This window comes from Bremerella sp. TYQ1, from assembly GCF_020150455.1.
In the GTDB taxonomy this organism is placed as follows: Bacteria; Planctomycetota; Planctomycetia; order Pirellulales; family Pirellulaceae; genus Bremerella; species Bremerella volcania_A.
Map to the genome: position 1 here is coordinate 2998104 of NZ_CP083740.1, position 15366 is coordinate 3013469.

Consider the following 15366-nt stretch of genomic DNA (forward strand, 5'->3'; position numbering starts at 1 on the left):
ACAGTGCCACCCAGCCGAAATAGTGGCTTTTCAGACAGGTTCTAAAAACGAGCGAGAACTTCACCTAAGTCTCGGTTCTGATCAGTCGCTGCAAAGCCTTCTAAGCTCGAATCAAATATATCGAGCGTGTTTTTCAAAACTTTACACCCCGCTGCCACTACTACATTTTTCGTACTAGCAGTTTCGATCAAGAACATACTTCCGTTAGAAGGTGGCTTAAAATTCAAACCATCATCGTTTTTGGATTCTGTCCGAGTAATTTCCAACCCATTTAACGCCGTCGGTATCGACATGAATTCGACACCCCAAAAAACTAGGTCCACGTTTGTTGAAATTTCTCGTGTCGATGGGCTGCGGATTAGAAGTTGATTATGACTGACCCGAAAATCCCATAGCCTAAAATTGCGATCTGATTTAAACATGCCTTAATCCCACTCGAAAGGATTTGGTACTACTTTTCCATCCTCAATCCACTTAATTCTCGACCACCATTCTTTATTATCATAAATCTGAAGTAATTCCCAATCGGTCGCGGCAGGGTGGCACTGTCATTTCGACGAACTAATGTGTGCCACTGGTCTCTGCCCAGTGCCTTTTGCAGATGGGTGATTGTCGGCGCAAAACGTCTTGGCACTTCACACTGGCGAGACGCCAGTGGCACACCCTTGATTGATTGGAAGACAGTGCCACCCAGCCGTCCAACGCATAGCTACCCGACGGATTCGGCAGTGCCAGACCATTTGGAGGGTAAGGATGGATCGTAAATCATCGAATATGAATCAGCAACACGAATCAGTTCGCCCGCCTCAACCGCATCGCGAATCCAATTATCAAGTGGGCGCGGATCATCAACCGGATTGGGAAGGCTGAGTCGGATGTGCCGATGCAGTGAAAGCCGCCATTCGTCAAAACAATCGCACTGTCCAACAGGTCCGTAATCGTAGTCGATGTGAAAGTCAGGGTGCGTGACTTCGATTCCAACGCCATGAACATAAAGGGTCACACCGTCTGTTGTTGCGATCGAGGATGCGGCAGCAATTTGTTCATGAGCATCCGCAGCCCAAGAGGACGCAGTGCGAGGGACAGGAATGCCAAGCCTGCGGTGGATGTAGTCCAATGCCAACTCTTGATCGCGGCGAAAAAGTCGAATTGCGTCAGCAAGGTCTTTGTGCATGCTTAAGTCGGGTGACTTGTTTATAGGATGATCAGCATATCACTCACGGCGATTGCGCCGGGTGCGTGGTGGTTGACGATTGGCCTATGGTAACGCTTTCCGCCTACGGACGGTAGAATTTTGGAGACGCCGGGCTTTCGCGAGAGACTTGCGATCGTGGTGACGCATCGCTTGCGTTTGTCCTGCCGAGGGCGGCAGTGGTGCATGGTAGTTTGTATGAACGACCGTGCCACCCAGCCTGCCAACGAGTTAGTGTGCGTTAGCTGTGGGGCATTTGGAACCGGACGAAACGGTCCTCGATTTGGCCATCCATTTAATAGAGATCGCTAATGTATCCAGCCGCGACAGAGGATATCGCCTATAACATTCCCGAAGGCAAAGGACTGGAGGGGCACCTTTTTGATGGATTGCCAGTTCGGCATGTTTCAACATCTAACGACGTCAAAACATTGACACTTGAAGAGTCAGATAACGCCTTTAGCCGTTTTAATCAATTGGTAGTCATGTACCTTGCAAGCTCGAAGGCAGGTAGGTTGACTCCGACGAAAGAACCGGCATGGGATCTTGCTAACATTGGAGACTCACGAGGCGATCGAACGATTCCAATCTGCTTTTCCGAATATCGCTTCGTGGACTTCAACTTTTTCCTCGCTCTTCAGGCCCGTTTTTTCAAGGATTTCCCGAACTGGCGAATTCTTCACGTAGAATCAAAGGATCGTAAAGATCTATCGCTTGCAATTTACCCCAATGCAATAAGCGTAGGCAGTCATTTATCGATCGGTGAGGACGTTCAAGATTCTCTCTCGAATTGGAATGAAAAAGTTGAAGAACGACGGAACATCTTAGATGACAGCTTGATCAAGCAACTCGCCTTGGTTGAATCAATTCTGCAATCTCATGATATCGACCATTGGCATATTTCTACGCCCATATTACTCGCAACATTTCGAGAGCTTCGAGATGAAGACCAGGTACTCTCTTCCTGGTTCCTGCTTGACAATAAAGATCGCGAAACAGGCCACTTTATTGAAGAGTGGGTGGAAGAGGAAGAATGGTATCCGATTCACGAAAATGGATCGATTGGATGTGTCTATGCTGGATCAAGCGATACGGAAATGTGGCTGCAACACATATCCACACCGAATGCCAATAACCTTGAAGTGATTCTATCGTCAGTCGACGAGAATCGTATTTTCCGATGTCATGCTGAAGACATTATTGAGATTAGGGGAGCGAACTAAGAACCTGCCGGCCTAATGCGTGGCGGTGACGATTGGCCTATCGTAACGCTTTCCGCCTACGGACGGTAGAATTCCGCAGAGGCCGGGCTTTCGAGAGAGACTTGCCATTGTGGAAACGCATCGCTTGCATGTGCCCTGCTGACCGCACGAAGACATGCCCACGCGGACGTGAGCATGGCACCAGGGAATGAGCAAAAAACTAGATAGAAGGATCTCGCAAATGCGCCAAGCTTAATCGACAATTTAGACTAATAGGTTCAATTGATGGTGGAAATTGAGAGAAAGAAAAAGCTTGAAACCGCTCGCCAGCTTTTCATTGCTGGAGACATGAATGGTACACGTTCTCTGCTGAAAGAAGTCATTTCGGACGGGCTGATTTCACCTGCGGTGTTTTCGTTGATGGCGAGTGCGTGCTGGGAGCTTAACGATCTTCAAATCGCAGCGTACTATTTTGGGAAAGCATCAGAATTGAATCCAGATTCGGAAGCGATCTCACTCGGACTATTCCATTGCCTGTGGAACCTTGGCAAGGAAGACGATGCATTTGAAGAAATGAAGCGATTCCTAAAAACAAATAAATCAGAGGAGTACACCAGACTCCTGTCTGAGATTAACAATGACGCGTAATCTTTGTTCGAGAATCGGTGGCAGGTAAGTGCGATAGCCCACGACTTTCGGCCAGTGACCCGGGCCAGAAAAAAGGTTCCTGAATGACGCCCGAACAGTGGACGAACAATCCGGGTGCCACTGCCGCCCTGAGCCGGGTGCGTGGCAGTTGACGTTTGGCCTATCGTAACGCTTTCGGGCGGGGCTGCCTAAGTGGCGCGTGTGCGGGGATGGAAACGAAGATAATTTCGTTTAGGTTGCGAGTCGTAGCCCTTGCTTGGGTGCCATGCTCACGTCCGCGTGGGCATGCGAAACAACGTTTGATCAGCCATTCCGTTTACGTATGTGGAACCCACAAGCATTGCCACTACCTTGAACCAGGCGAGCGTTTTAAGACATGCCCGCGCGGACGCGAGCATGGCACCCTGGACCAATCTAGGGGATTTACGCAGGGTGGGTCGGCGAAAATGCAGACCCTGAAACCACCCCCCGTTCTATGGGGATGGCTCGTCTGGGAGAAACTTCACGGAATCTACGCTAGCTGGGCAAGGGAAATGGTTGTGGGATCGAATACCATGATAGCGGAGCACGTCGCAGGTGCGGCTCAAGCGCGGTTGACCCTCTTGGCCAATCCCTATAATCTACGAGATGGGAAGGGTTTGCGCGCACGCTTAAGTTGTGGCGGTGTCTACAAATAAGGTCTTGTTTCGCCGCAGCTAGTGCTTTTGATTCGCCCCCCACCCCAGGTGATATTCAGCGATGGAGAAACTGGAACAGATTTGGGAAAAGATCAGCCTCTTTTTCGGCGGTCTTTTGAGCGGCTTTGAACGACTGATCACGTCGATGTTCGGTTCGTCGAATGCCCGCTATATCAAGAAGTTACAGGGTCTCGTTGACGCGATCAACGAACTGGAACCGAAGTACGAAGCCCTTTCGGATGACGAACTGCGCGACCAGACACGGCTCTTTAAACAGCGACTTGCCTCCGGCGAAACGCTGGACGACATATTAGTTGAAGCGTTTGCCGTCGGCCGCGAGGCCGGCAAACGTTATCTCGGCATGCGGCACTACGACGTCCAGCTGATCGGTGGGATCGTTCTGCACCGCGGCAACGTCGCCGAAATGGTCACCGGTGAAGGGAAAACGCTGGTCGCCACATTGCCGGCCTACTTGAACGCCATCGAAGGCAAAGGGGTCTTCGTCATTACGGTGAACGATTACCTCGCTCGTCGTGACATGGAATGGATGGCGCCGCTGTATCGCGGGCTCGGTTTGACGGTAAACGCCATTCAAAACGACATGACGGTCCGCGATCGTCAACAAGCCTACAGCTGCGATATCACCTACGGTACCAACAACGAATTCGGTTTCGATTACCTTCGCGATAACATGCGTCCAGCGGCGCGCGGGGACGAGAGATTCCCGAAAGACTATCAACAATCGCAAGGCCGTCTGCATTACGCGATCATCGACGAAGTCGACAACATTCTGATCGACGAAGCCCGGACCCCGCTGATCATCAGTGGTCCGGCCAACATGAGCAAGGACAAGTATGGCGACGCCGATCGCATCGCGCGGACGCTGAAGAAAGAACTGCACTTCGTCGTTAACGAAAAAGACCGTACCACCAACCTAACTGAAGAGGGCGTGCGCGAAGCGGAACGCCTGGCCGGGGTCGAGAGCTTCTATACTTCCGGCAATATGGAATGGCCTCACCTGATCGACAACTCGCTGCGTGCTCATTACTTGTACCAGCTGGATGTCGACTACGTGGTGGAAGATGGCAAGATCGTGATCATCGATGTTCACACCGGCCGTAAAATGGAAGGCCGACAGTGGAGCGACGGCATGCATCAAGCGGTTGAAGCGAAGGAAGGGGTCAAGATCAAAGAAGAGACCCAAACGCTGGCCACCATCACACTGCAGAACTTCTTCAAGCTGTTCGACAAGCTGTCCGGCATGACAGGTACCGCCATGACCGAGGCGGGCGAACTGTGGAAGATTTACGAGCTGGACGTGATCGCCATTCCGACCAACCGCGAAATGCAGCGAATCACGTACACCGACGTCATCTTCATGACCGAGCAGGAAAAGTACGAAGCGGTTGCCGACGAGATCGAACGGACGATCAAGTGGGATGTCGTCATGTTCAAAAACGGCGACGAGATGTGGGGCGATATCCTCGAAGAGAAAGAGGACACGATCCAGATCCATCCCAAAGGTCAGAAGCAGCCTACGACGATCGACCGCAGCAAGATCAAAGCGATCCAGTACAAAGGTCGCCCGGTGTTGGTCGGTACCGTCAGCATCGAAAAGAGCGAACGTCTCTCGCGACTGCTCGACAAACGTGGCATCAAGCACGATCTGCTCAACGCCAAGCAGCATAAGCGCGAAGCCGACATCGTTGCCCAGGCCGGTCGAATCGGCGCCGTGACCATCGCCACGAACATGGCCGGTCGTGGTACCGACATTATCATGGGGGGTAACCCCGAAACGATGGCTTGGGCTCAACTGCAGCACAAGTACCCGACGCGTCTGGAAGTTCCGCAGGAAGAGTGGGACGCTTTGGTCAACGAGATCGAACAGCGCGAACAAATGAAAGCGATGGGGAAGAAGGTCAAGGAACTTGGCGGCTTGCACGTCATCGGTACCGAGCGGCACGAGTCGCGTCGTATCGACCTTCAGCTGCGTGGTCGTTGTGGTCGTCAAGGCGACCCTGGTAGTTCGCGGTTCTTCCTCTCTTTGGAAGACGACCTGATGCGGATCTACTTCGGCGACTGGGCCAAGAACTTCATCCAACGGATGCCGGCCGCCATGCGACCGCAGCCTGGCGACGCGATCGAAAGCAAGATGATCATGCGTCGTATCGAAGGTGCTCAGAAGAAGCGCGAAGAACAAAACTTTGAAGCTCGCAAGAACCTGCTCGAATACGACGAAGTGATGGACGAGCAGCGTAAGCGAGTTTACGGCTTCCGCCAGCAAATCCTGGAAGGGGGCGACAGCCGCGATTTGATCATGGACATGGTCCGCGAGCAGATCGAGTATCACGTCCGCATGTTCCTGGAAAAGGACTTCGGCTACGAAACATTCGCCAAGTGGGCCGGCAGCGAGCTTTCCTGCGAATTGAACACGCGTGATATTCGCGGGATGGATTACCCTGCCGCGGAGACCTATGCCAAGGACATGGCCGAGCGTGCCGCCGCGTCGAACATCATGGCTTCGATCGACGAGAATCTGCCTGATAGCGAAGACGAATCGGAATGGAACTGGGGCGCGATGGCCCGGTTCGCCAACAGCCAGTGGAAGCTGAACCTGAACGACCGCGACCTGAAAAAAGTCGGCCGCGATCACGTCGATGAACTGCTGATCACCAAGGCTCGCGAATCGATCGAAAAAGTCGACCTGAGCGAAGGCGAAAAGTTCCTCGACAAAGACTTCGGCCTGGTCACGCTGAACCATTGGTGCAAATACAAGTTTGGCTTCAATATCGACGTCGAACAGCTTCGCGAAAAGCCTGCCAAAGCCGCCATTGAAATGGTGCACGAAAAGGCCATCGAAGTTTACGACCAGAAAGAAGCTGAATACCCTGTTCTGACCGGCATGTACAAATTCAGCGATAAGAGCGGCGGACATGCCCGCTTGAATCGCGAAGCTTTGCTGGAATGGGCCGCTAACCGCTTTGAAACGCCGCTCAACGCGGAAGAGTTCAAGAGCAAGCAACGGGAAGAGATTCACCAACTGCTGATCCCGCTAAGCGAAAAGCATAAGCGGATTGCCCTCGACAAGATGAAAGCGGTCCACGAGAAAGTCGAGCAGCTTTACGCCGACAACTCGGAAAGCCAGACCCTGTCGGTCATCAGCGGTGGCAACGGCCAGATGGGTTCGCTGAATGCTTGGATTCAGCAGAACATCGAAACCGAGATCCCAGACACAGAACTGGAACAGTTCGACAAAGCTCAGCTTGAGTCGCGTCTGATCCGCGAAGTGTACGAGCGTTACCGTCCTGAAATGACACGCATGGAACGCAGCGTTCTGCTGGAACTGATCGACAACGCGTGGAAAGATCACCTGTTGGCGATGGACCACCTTCGCAGTGCAGTCAGCTTTGTCGGTTACGCTCAAGTCGACTCGAAAGTCGAATACAAGCGTGAAGGCATGCGACTGTTCGATCAAATGTGGCGAAGCGTCGGCGAACGTGTCACCGACCTGGTCTACAAGATCGAAAACCTGAACGAAGAGTTCGTCAGCTCGACGTGGAAGGAATCGGAAGCCCGTCACGAATCGGCCTCCAGCATGGGCGACATGGCTCGCCAGCAGGAAGAGGCGATCAGCAACTCGCAAGGCGAAGTCGAAGTGACCGCACCGATTCGGAACGTCGGCGAGAAGATCCGCCGCAACGACCCTTGCCCTTGCGGCAGCGGCAAGAAGTACAAAGCCTGCTGCATGAAGCAGGAACAAGCGAAGTAAGCACTTTCACGTGGGCATACAAAACGTAGGGCCCGCGTGTCGCGGGCCATGAAGCTACGACTTTAATCATCGACCCGCGACGCGCGGGCCCTACGCATTCGTTACGCAAGACGATTAGTTACGGCACCTGCATTCACGGGACGGATCCCATGCTCACCTGGCTACTCAATTTCGTCTACCTTGGATTGATCGCGGTCCTGTCTCCCTTTCTGCTCTGGGCCGCCGCTTTCAAAGGGAAATACCGCGCAGGGTTCGCTGCCAAGTTCTTTGGCGTAGTACCAAGCCGTCCGGAAAACAGCACGCAGCATTTCTGGCTGCACGCAGTGAGCGTGGGCGAAGTCAACTTGCTCGCTCCCCTGCTGAAAGAACTGCAGCAGACTTACCCTGATGCAACGTTTCATATCACCACCACCACGAAGGCTGGGCACGATCTGGCGATCACCAAGTATGCCGAACATACGGTCAGCTACGCGCCGCTCGATTTCTCTTGGGCGGTGAAACGTGCGTATCGCCGTATCCAACCCGAGGCGGTCTTGCTGGCCGAACTGGAACTGTGGCCCAACCTGATCCGCTTCGCCGATCCGCATGGCGCTAAGATCGCCGTTGTGAATGGCCGCCTGAGCGAAAAGAGCCACCGCGGTTATCGCCGGATTCGCTTCCTCGTCGGCTCGCTGCTGAAAAAGCTCGACTGGATCGGAGCGCAGGACGAAGCGTACGCCGCACGGTTTCGCGACTTGGGGGCGCATGCCGAGCGTGTCACGGTGACCGGTTCGATCAAGTTCGACGGCATCACGCCTGACCGAGCCAATCCCCAAACAATCGCGTTTCGCCAACTGGCAGGGCTGCGTCCGGAAGATATCGTCTGGCTCGCCGGCAGTACGCAAAATGGCGAAGAGCCGATCATTCTCGACGCGTTTCAACTCGCCCAACAGCAAGTCCCGAACTTGAAATTACTGCTCGTGCCGCGGCACCCCCATCGCTTCGACGAAGTGGCACAGTGGCTTCAATCGCAGAACATCTCGTTCCTTCGCCGCAGCCAACTTGCGGAACCAGCCGCATGTGAAAACGACGTCTTGCTGGTCGACAGTGTCGGCGAACTTTCGGCCTGGTGGGGAACCGCGGAAATCGCTTTCGTGGGGGGCAGCCTCGGCAATCGGGGTGGGCAAAACATGATTGAACCGGCCGCCTACGGCTCGGCGGTCGCCGTGGGCCCGAACACGTGGAACTTCAAAGATGTCGTCGAAAAGCTTCGTTCCGCCGAGGCGTTGACGGTCGTTCATGACGCCGACAGCCTGGCCGATTTCGTCGTAAAAGCCGCTCTCGACTCGAGTTGGCGTGCCAACCAGGGGCATCGCGCAAGAGACACGGTACTCGCTCAGCAAGGAGCGACCGCGCGTACGATCGCCGGCCTCAAGCCGCTGCTCGATCCGCCACGGATCGTCAAGTTCCGTTCGGCCGCCTAACCCGAGTGCCAGACGACAGTTAATTGGTTGACGAGATCTTTCGATGACTCCCTGGGTGCCATGTTCTCGTCTTCGTGAGCATGTCTTGGGAAAACGCATTCCTACTAAGGTCCATCTGGCCGCTTCGGACTGTAACCGTTCCCCTTTCTCGAATCTGATCCCGCACGGCGGGAATTCGGTGTAACAAGTCGTTTTAGGCCGAATTACCCGGTTGTTACGTTTCTTTAATTATCTCTATAATGCGGCATTCGCCTATGGACTGGGGCCATGTGTTGGCGTGTCCATTCCTCCCCGCGCACCAGCGCAGCATAGTATCTCAGGAGAATCTATCGGTGGCTTCCGGAAAGTATTTGTTCACTAGCGAATCGGTCAGCATGGGTCACCCCGACAAGATGGCCGACCAAATCTCCGACGGCATCTTGGACGCTCTGCTCGCTCAAGACCCAAACAGCCGCGTGGCCTGCGAAACCATGGTCACCACCGGTGTTGCCATCGTCGCCGGTGAAATCACGACCCAGGCTCGTATCGACTATCAAGACGTCATCCGCCAGGTAATCCGCGACATCGGTTACACCAGCGACGACATGGGCTTCAATGCCGACACGTGTGCCGTCATGGTAACGCTTGATCGCCAAAGCCCCGACATCGCCCAGGGCGTTAACGACGACTCGGCCAAGGGCAAAGAAATCGGCGCCGGCGACCAAGGCCTGATGTTCGGTTACGCTTGTAACCACACGCCTGAACTGATGCCACTGCCGGTTGCTCTTTCGCACCGTATCCTCAATCGCCTGACCGAAGCTCGTCAGAACGGCGAAGTCGATTGGCTGCGACCTGACAGCAAGAGCCAAGTCACCGTCGAGTTCGATGGCGATCGCCCTGTCGGCATCCACACCGTGGTCGTTTCGACTCAGCACGCCGACGGCATCGACAACGAAACGATCCGCAACTTCGTCATCGACAAAGTCATCAAGCCGGTTCTGCCGGAAGAGTTCCTCGATAACGACATCATCTTCCACATCAACCCAACCGGCAAGTTTGTCGTGGGTGGCCCAATGGGCGACTGTGGTTTGACTGGTCGTAAGATCATCGTCGACACCTACGGTGGTTGGGGTCGTCACGGTGGTGGTGCATTCAGTGGCAAGGACTCGACCAAAGTCGACCGCAGTGCCGCCTACATGGGCCGCTACGTTGCCAAGAACATTGTTGCTGCCGGCCTGGCCGATCGCTGCGAAGTTCAGCTTGCTTACGCCATCGGCGTGACCGATCCGGTTTCGGTTCATATCGATACCTTCGGCACCGGCAAAGTCGACGACGAAAAGATCGCCGACATCGTCAAGGAAACATTCCCCTTGAGCCCCGGTGGCATCATCGACTACTTGAACCTGCGTCGTCCAATCTTCCGGGCAACCGCCGCAGGTGGTCACTTCGGTCGCGACGAATTCCCTTGGGAAGCAACCGACAAAGCCGAAGAACTCGCCAAGCAAGCTGGCGTGACCGTCTCGGCCTAAGCGGCTGAGCACTGGAGATGCTCTGAAAAGCAGATCCGCATTGCGAGAATTTTGGGTTCCTGTCACACTTCGCGACAGGAACCCTTTTTTTGCGCCTCGCTGCAGGATTGTGCTGGCATGGATCGCCGTAGCCCCACCGTTTCGCCCGAAATTCGTGGCATTTGCCTTTCGATTGCCGCCATGGGAACGGCTCTGCTAGCGACCGCTGCGATAACCGCTTGCGGCATTCGCTTGGCACTGGGCGATGACGCCTACTTGTCGGCCGGACCGGCTCTGTGCATCACCCTGCTGACCGCCGCATGGTGTGCATCGATTCGCGCGGCTTGGCTTGTCGCTTCTCCCCAGGAGCTGAGCCCCAAACTGCACGGCGTGATTGCTGCCGCTCCTCTGCTTTCGGCGCTGCTGATCGCACGCGTCGTAACTTTCGCTCCGCTGACGGAATTCGCCACGTCGCTGCTTTGGTTCGCGACGTTTGCCCAGGAAGCAATTACACTGTCGCTGTTTGTCTCGACACTATTCGGCGAGCAACTTCGCACGTTGGCAGCCGACTGGAAAGCCACTCCGCACCTGGCCGCCGCTACCGAACCAGCAACGCAAGAGCCTGCCCCCGAAAAGATGGTTCCGCTGCCGATCCACGACGCCCCCCTTCACGATTCGCCGGCACTTGCTGAAGAAACGCTAGAAGAAGAGTGCTTGGACTTGCCGCCCAATGTCACGCAGCAGTTGACGCGTGCGATCGAGTCTGGACAGGAACAAGTGCACGGCTTAGTCCGGGCCAAGTTCACCTCCGGACAGCGGCATGTCTACTTGCACGTTGGCTTCTGCCCTCCTCTGCCGAGTGTGCCGCACGTGGAACTGCATCAACTGGAAGGCCCGGAAGTCCAGATCAAACCAGGCCAAATTCTCACCAGCGGCGTTCGCTTCGACCTCAAGCTTCGCGAAGCCCCAACGGTCGACGCACTGCCGGTGTTCGAATTTATCGCCAGCGCGCCTACGTCCGAACAAGACAATCTTCGCGAAGCCTGCTAACGCCTGGTTCGGCAGCATGGATACTATGCTCTTGTCATTGCGAGCATGGCTTCAATTCAGCATGTGAACCAAGAGAATGGCGTGTTCCTCGATGGACGAACTACCATAGCTCGACCACCATTCGCTCGATGCCAATCGCGACACAGACGATCACGCCCAGCACAAGTGGCAGCAATGGCCAGGGGTTTTGGACCACGTAATACAAGTAGCTTGCGCCGGCCACTTGAATCAGCCCCACCCACATTCCCAATGTGCTTCCCCATCGTGCTCGCTTGCGAAGTCCATGCCCGGCCAGGCAAAGCAACCATCCAAAGCCGAACACCATCCAATAGACCAGGCGTACGTTGTCGAGATGCACCCGATCGATTTTGCCTTCCGTGAGCGCGACCAAATAGTTTTCGATCACCCACAGCATGAGAAGCGTGCCGACAATTTGAAACGCGCCGATTCCCAAACTGATCAGCCCCGCGCCGGAGCAGTCGGTTTGGGTTGCTGATTTTTCATACCGAACCAACTCTGCTGGGACCAGATCTAAGTTCGTGGAAGCGTCTTTCGTTGGGCGAGTCGGATCTTTCACGCAGGATTTCCTGTAGCGAAGTCATCCACTACTTAAACAGCTGGGCCGCATCGTCTTTCAATAACACCACCAGCGTGAAGACCGTGTACCCACCGTAGAAAACGCCGATGGGATTCAGCGAAATTAACCAGAACAGGGCGATCAGCCCCGAGATGGCGGAAACGACAAACGTCAGGATGCGGCCCCAGTTTTCATGGCTTTGCACCCCGTAGCCAGCCAGGATCACCGGCAACCCAAGCAGCGCGATGACAATTCCCACCACGATGACCACACCCGAGGCAACGCTCACGACGGCTCCTTGCGGTTGCATCTGCTGATCTTCGGCGATTGCGGATGCGATCATGGCAATAAGGCCCCCTCCGAATATCGCAACACATCCACCGCACGCGACATGAAAAGCTCCGAAGATATAGTTGATGATCGCCACGGCAAGGATCAGCCCGCCGGCGGAACTATCTTCACCTCGATTGGGCCGCCGCTTAGCAGGCCCGGCCGATTGGGGAGATCGAAACGGATCGTCTTCAAAATCAGACACGCAAACTGCCTTTTCAAACATCGTTGCGATGCGGTCGCCAAGTGTCACCGATGGTGGGCGATTCTATCAGGTTGTTCGTCTGGCAACCACTTTTCTCAAATCACCACGACACCGTGGGGAATTTTCTAAGAAGTTTTCCGAGAACTTTCGCGATGGCGCGTGTTTCGGCGTGCGCAATGCTTTAGCTGGCTTGTAAGTCTTAGCACGTTTTCAATAATGACGTGCAACCCTATTACGCGTGCACACAGCCTAACGTGAAACCGGAGAGCAACATGCCGTCGCAGCAGGAACTTGTCAATCAACTCAACGAAGCTGGCCAAACTGAAATGGCCCAGTATCTGGCCGTTTGCGAAGAGGGAATCGCCCAGAAGTTAGCCGACCAGCTCCAGCAAGTCGATCTAAAAGAGATTTCGGAACTAGCCGGCGAACAAGACGCCGAAGAAAGCCCACGCGACTACACCAAGCTTCAGCCCCCCAAAGCGGTTCGCTTGAAAGACCTGGACGACCCCTCCAAGATTGCCGAAGCAAAAGCGATCGGCGAGAAGCTGCTCAGCGAAGGCAAAGTCGCGGCCCTATTGGTCGCCGGCGGGCAAGGCTCGCGTCTTGGTTTCGAGCACCCCAAGGGCATGTTCCCAGTTGGTCCTGTTTCTGGCAAAACGCTTTTCCAGATTCACCTCGAAAAGATCGTCGCACGAAGTCGCCGCTATGGCAAAGCGATTCCACTTTACTTAATGACCAGCCCTGCGACGCACGAAGAAACGATCGAGTTTCTCGACAAGCACGATCGCTTCGGCATGGCCCAGGAAGATTTGCACATCTTCTGCCAAGGAACGATGCCAGCCATCGACAAAGAGACCAAGCAGCTTCTGTTGGCGGAGCCAGATCAACTGGCCCTTAGCCCTGACGGACACGGCGGCATGCTTGCTGCGTTGGTGAAAAGTGGCTGCCTGGAAGACATGACGCAGCGCGGCATCGAGCAGATCTACTACTTCCAAGTCGATAACCCATTGGCTGATGTCTGCGAGCCCGAGTTCCTCGGCTTGCATCATCAGGCCGACAGCGAAATGTCGACGCAAGTGGTCGCCAAGAAACTGCCGGAAGAAAAGCTGGGTATCCTCGCGGAACTGGACGGCCAACTGCAATTGGTCGAATACAGCGAACTGCCTGCGGAACAAGCGGCCGAAAAAATCGACGATGGCACACTGAAGCACTGGGCCGGCAACATTGCCGTGCATGGCGTGAAGACTTCGTTCCTGCAGCGCATGTCAACATTGGCCGGCAGCTTGCCGTGGCATAAAGCCATCAAGAAGATCGCGTATGTCAGCCCGGCCGGCGATACCGTTTCGACCGAGTCCCCCAATGCAATCAAGTTCGAGCGGTTCATCTTCGACCTGCTTCCCCAAGCCCAAAAACCAATGGTGGTGGAAGTCGATCCAGCACTCCGTTTCGCTCCCGTCAAAAACGCCGATGGGGCTCCGTCCGATACGCCCCAAGCGGCGAAAGAAGCGTTGTGTGCGATGCATCGATCTTGGCTGGAAGCATGTGGCGTTTCCTGTGCTGCCGATCGCCAGGTCGAAATCAGCCCACTGACCGCCCTCGACGCGGACGAACTCAAAGAAAAACTGCAAGCCAATCCCCAATTGGCCGAAGCCGATTACATCAACGACTAAGGAGAGTTTCATGCTTCACGCAATTGTCATGGCTGGAGGATCCGGCACGCGCTTTTGGCCCGCTAGTCGAAATCGGCAGCCTAAGCAGCTGCTGCGAATGACTGGCGAAGCGACGATGATTCAAGCGACGTGCAACCGCATGGGCGACCTGGTTGCACCGGAGCAGTTGTACATCTTCACCGCGCAGCATCTCGTCGAACCAATCGGCGAACAGCTGCCGCAGATCCCGAAGAATTCAATCGTCGGCGAGCCGCACAAACGAGACACAGCCCCCTGCATTGGTCTCGCCGCGATGCTGGTACAGAAGAACGACCCTGACGCGACGATGGTAGTGATGCCGTCCGACCATGTGATCTCGCCGGAGTCGGTCTTTCGCGAATCGATTGAAGCGGCCGTTGCGTTAGTCGACGCCAAGCCTGAGCGAATAGTCACCTTCGGGATTCCTCCAACGTATGCGGCGGAAACATTCGGTTACATCGAACGGGGAGCTTCACTGGACGCGACTTCCATCAAAGCGTTCGACGTTGCTCGCTTCCGCGAAAAGCCGAAGGGGAAAGTCGCCGAAGAGTACTTCGAGTCTGGCAACTTCTACTGGAACGCCGGTATCTTCATCTGGAAAGCGAAGACCGTTCTCGACGCTTTGAAGAAGCACGAGCCAGAAATGTATGCCCACCTCGAAGCGATTGCCAATGCTTGGGGCACCGCCGAGCAGGCCGAAGTTTTCGATCGCGAGTTCGGTGCCATCCAAGGCAAGTCGATCGACTATGCGGTGATGGAACACCACAACGACATTGTTGTCGTCGAAGCTCCTTTCAACTGGGACGACGTCGGCAATTGGCAAAGCATGGCTCGGCTGCATGGGCAGGACGACTGTGGCAATACGCACTTGGGCGATGTCCTGGCGATTGACTCCAACGGGTGCATTGTCCGCGGCGAAGATGGCCATCTGATCGTGACGCTCGGTACGCAAGAGTTGATCATCGTGCATACGCCGGATGCGACATTAGTGGCGGATAAGTCGCGGGAAGAAGACATTCGCCAGGTCGTTAAAAAACTGGACGAGGGAGGCCGGCGGAACCTTCTGTAAAGGACCGCA

12 protein-coding genes are annotated in these 15366 nt (G+C 55.0%); 8 read left to right on the forward strand and 4 right to left on the reverse strand.

Annotated features, from left to right (window positions below; genetic code table 11):
* Positions 1-41 precede the first annotated feature (41 nt).
* Positions 42-422 (reverse strand): hypothetical protein, encoded by a 381-nt coding sequence (locus LA756_RS11895; RefSeq protein WP_224440097.1) that lies wholly within the window; start codon positions 420-422, stop codon positions 42-44.
* A 287-nt stretch (positions 423-709) separates the two neighbouring features.
* Positions 710-1174, reverse strand: coding sequence for a hypothetical protein (locus LA756_RS11900; RefSeq protein WP_224440098.1), 465 nt, complete (start codon positions 1172-1174; stop codon positions 710-712).
* 329 nt (positions 1175-1503) lie between these two features.
* Here LA756_RS11900 and LA756_RS11905 point away from each other — a divergent pair, with 329 nt between their 5' ends.
* From LA756_RS11905 to LA756_RS11940, 6 genes are all read left to right on the forward strand, one after another.
* Positions 1504-2415, forward strand: coding sequence for a hypothetical protein (locus LA756_RS11905; protein WP_224440099.1), 912 nt, complete (start codon positions 1504-1506; stop codon positions 2413-2415).
* A 264-nt stretch (positions 2416-2679) separates the two neighbouring features.
* Positions 2680-3042, forward strand: a complete 363-nt coding sequence (locus LA756_RS11910) for a M48 family metallopeptidase (RefSeq protein ID WP_224440100.1) — start codon at positions 2680-2682, stop codon at positions 3040-3042.
* Positions 3043-3780: 738 nt separating this feature from the next.
* On the forward strand, positions 3781-7488 hold the full coding sequence (locus tag LA756_RS27240; RefSeq protein WP_315858358.1) for a preprotein translocase subunit SecA: 3708 nt from the start codon (positions 3781-3783) through the stop codon (positions 7486-7488).
* Positions 7489-7637: 149 nt separating this feature from the next.
* A complete protein-coding gene (locus LA756_RS11930) occupies positions 7638-8951 on the forward strand; it encodes a 3-deoxy-D-manno-octulosonic acid transferase (RefSeq protein ID WP_224440101.1) in 1314 nt (437 codons plus the stop codon).
* 332 nt (positions 8952-9283) lie between these two features.
* The gene (metK, locus tag LA756_RS11935; RefSeq protein WP_224440102.1) at positions 9284-10459 is read left to right on the forward strand and encodes a methionine adenosyltransferase; all 1176 of its coding nucleotides are present in this window, start codon (positions 9284-9286) and stop codon (positions 10457-10459) included.
* 117 nt (positions 10460-10576) lie between these two features.
* Positions 10577-11488, forward strand: coding sequence for a hypothetical protein (locus LA756_RS11940; RefSeq protein WP_224440103.1), 912 nt, complete (start codon positions 10577-10579; stop codon positions 11486-11488).
* 100 nt (positions 11489-11588) lie between these two features.
* Here LA756_RS11940 and LA756_RS11945 read toward each other — a convergent pair whose 3' ends face one another.
* Both LA756_RS11945 and LA756_RS11950 read right to left on the reverse strand, forming a co-directional pair.
* Positions 11589-12065, reverse strand: coding sequence for a hypothetical protein (locus tag LA756_RS11945; RefSeq protein ID WP_224440104.1), 477 nt, complete (start codon positions 12063-12065; stop codon positions 11589-11591).
* 28 nt (positions 12066-12093) lie between these two features.
* Complete coding sequence (locus LA756_RS11950) at positions 12094-12600, reverse strand: hypothetical protein (protein ID WP_224440105.1); 507 nt, start codon at positions 12598-12600, stop codon at positions 12094-12096.
* 272 nt (positions 12601-12872) lie between these two features.
* Here LA756_RS11950 and LA756_RS11955 point away from each other — a divergent pair, with 272 nt between their 5' ends.
* Both LA756_RS11955 and LA756_RS11960 read left to right on the forward strand, forming a co-directional pair.
* The gene (locus tag LA756_RS11955) at positions 12873-14270 is read left to right on the forward strand and encodes a UDPGP type 1 family protein (protein ID WP_224440106.1); all 1398 of its coding nucleotides are present in this window, start codon (positions 12873-12875) and stop codon (positions 14268-14270) included.
* Positions 14271-14280: 10 nt separating this feature from the next.
* Positions 14281-15357 (forward strand): mannose-1-phosphate guanylyltransferase, encoded by a 1077-nt coding sequence (locus tag LA756_RS11960; RefSeq protein WP_224440107.1) that lies wholly within the window; start codon positions 14281-14283, stop codon positions 15355-15357.
* Positions 15358-15366: the final 9 nt, after the last annotated feature.

Coding starts and splice junctions, on each gene's coding strand:
- LA756_RS11895 (WP_224440097.1), bottom strand. CDS start 422: ATGTTTAAATCAGATCGCAATTTTAGGCTATGGGATTTTCGGGTCAGT.
- LA756_RS27240 (WP_315858358.1), top strand. CDS start 3,781: ATGGAGAAACTGGAACAGATTTGGGAAAAGATCAGCCTCTTTTTCGGC.
- LA756_RS11910 (WP_224440100.1), top strand. CDS start 2,680: ATGGTGGAAATTGAGAGAAAGAAAAAGCTTGAAACCGCTCGCCAGCTT.
- LA756_RS11960 (WP_224440107.1), top strand. CDS start 14,281: ATGCTTCACGCAATTGTCATGGCTGGAGGATCCGGCACGCGCTTTTGG.
- LA756_RS11930 (WP_224440101.1), top strand. CDS start 7,638: ATGCTCACCTGGCTACTCAATTTCGTCTACCTTGGATTGATCGCGGTC.
- LA756_RS11905 (WP_224440099.1), top strand. CDS start 1,504: ATGTATCCAGCCGCGACAGAGGATATCGCCTATAACATTCCCGAAGGC.
- LA756_RS11940 (WP_224440103.1), top strand. CDS start 10,577: ATGGATCGCCGTAGCCCCACCGTTTCGCCCGAAATTCGTGGCATTTGC.
- LA756_RS11955 (WP_224440106.1), top strand. CDS start 12,873: ATGCCGTCGCAGCAGGAACTTGTCAATCAACTCAACGAAGCTGGCCAA.
- LA756_RS11900 (WP_224440098.1), bottom strand. CDS start 1,174: ATGCACAAAGACCTTGCTGACGCAATTCGACTTTTTCGCCGCGATCAA.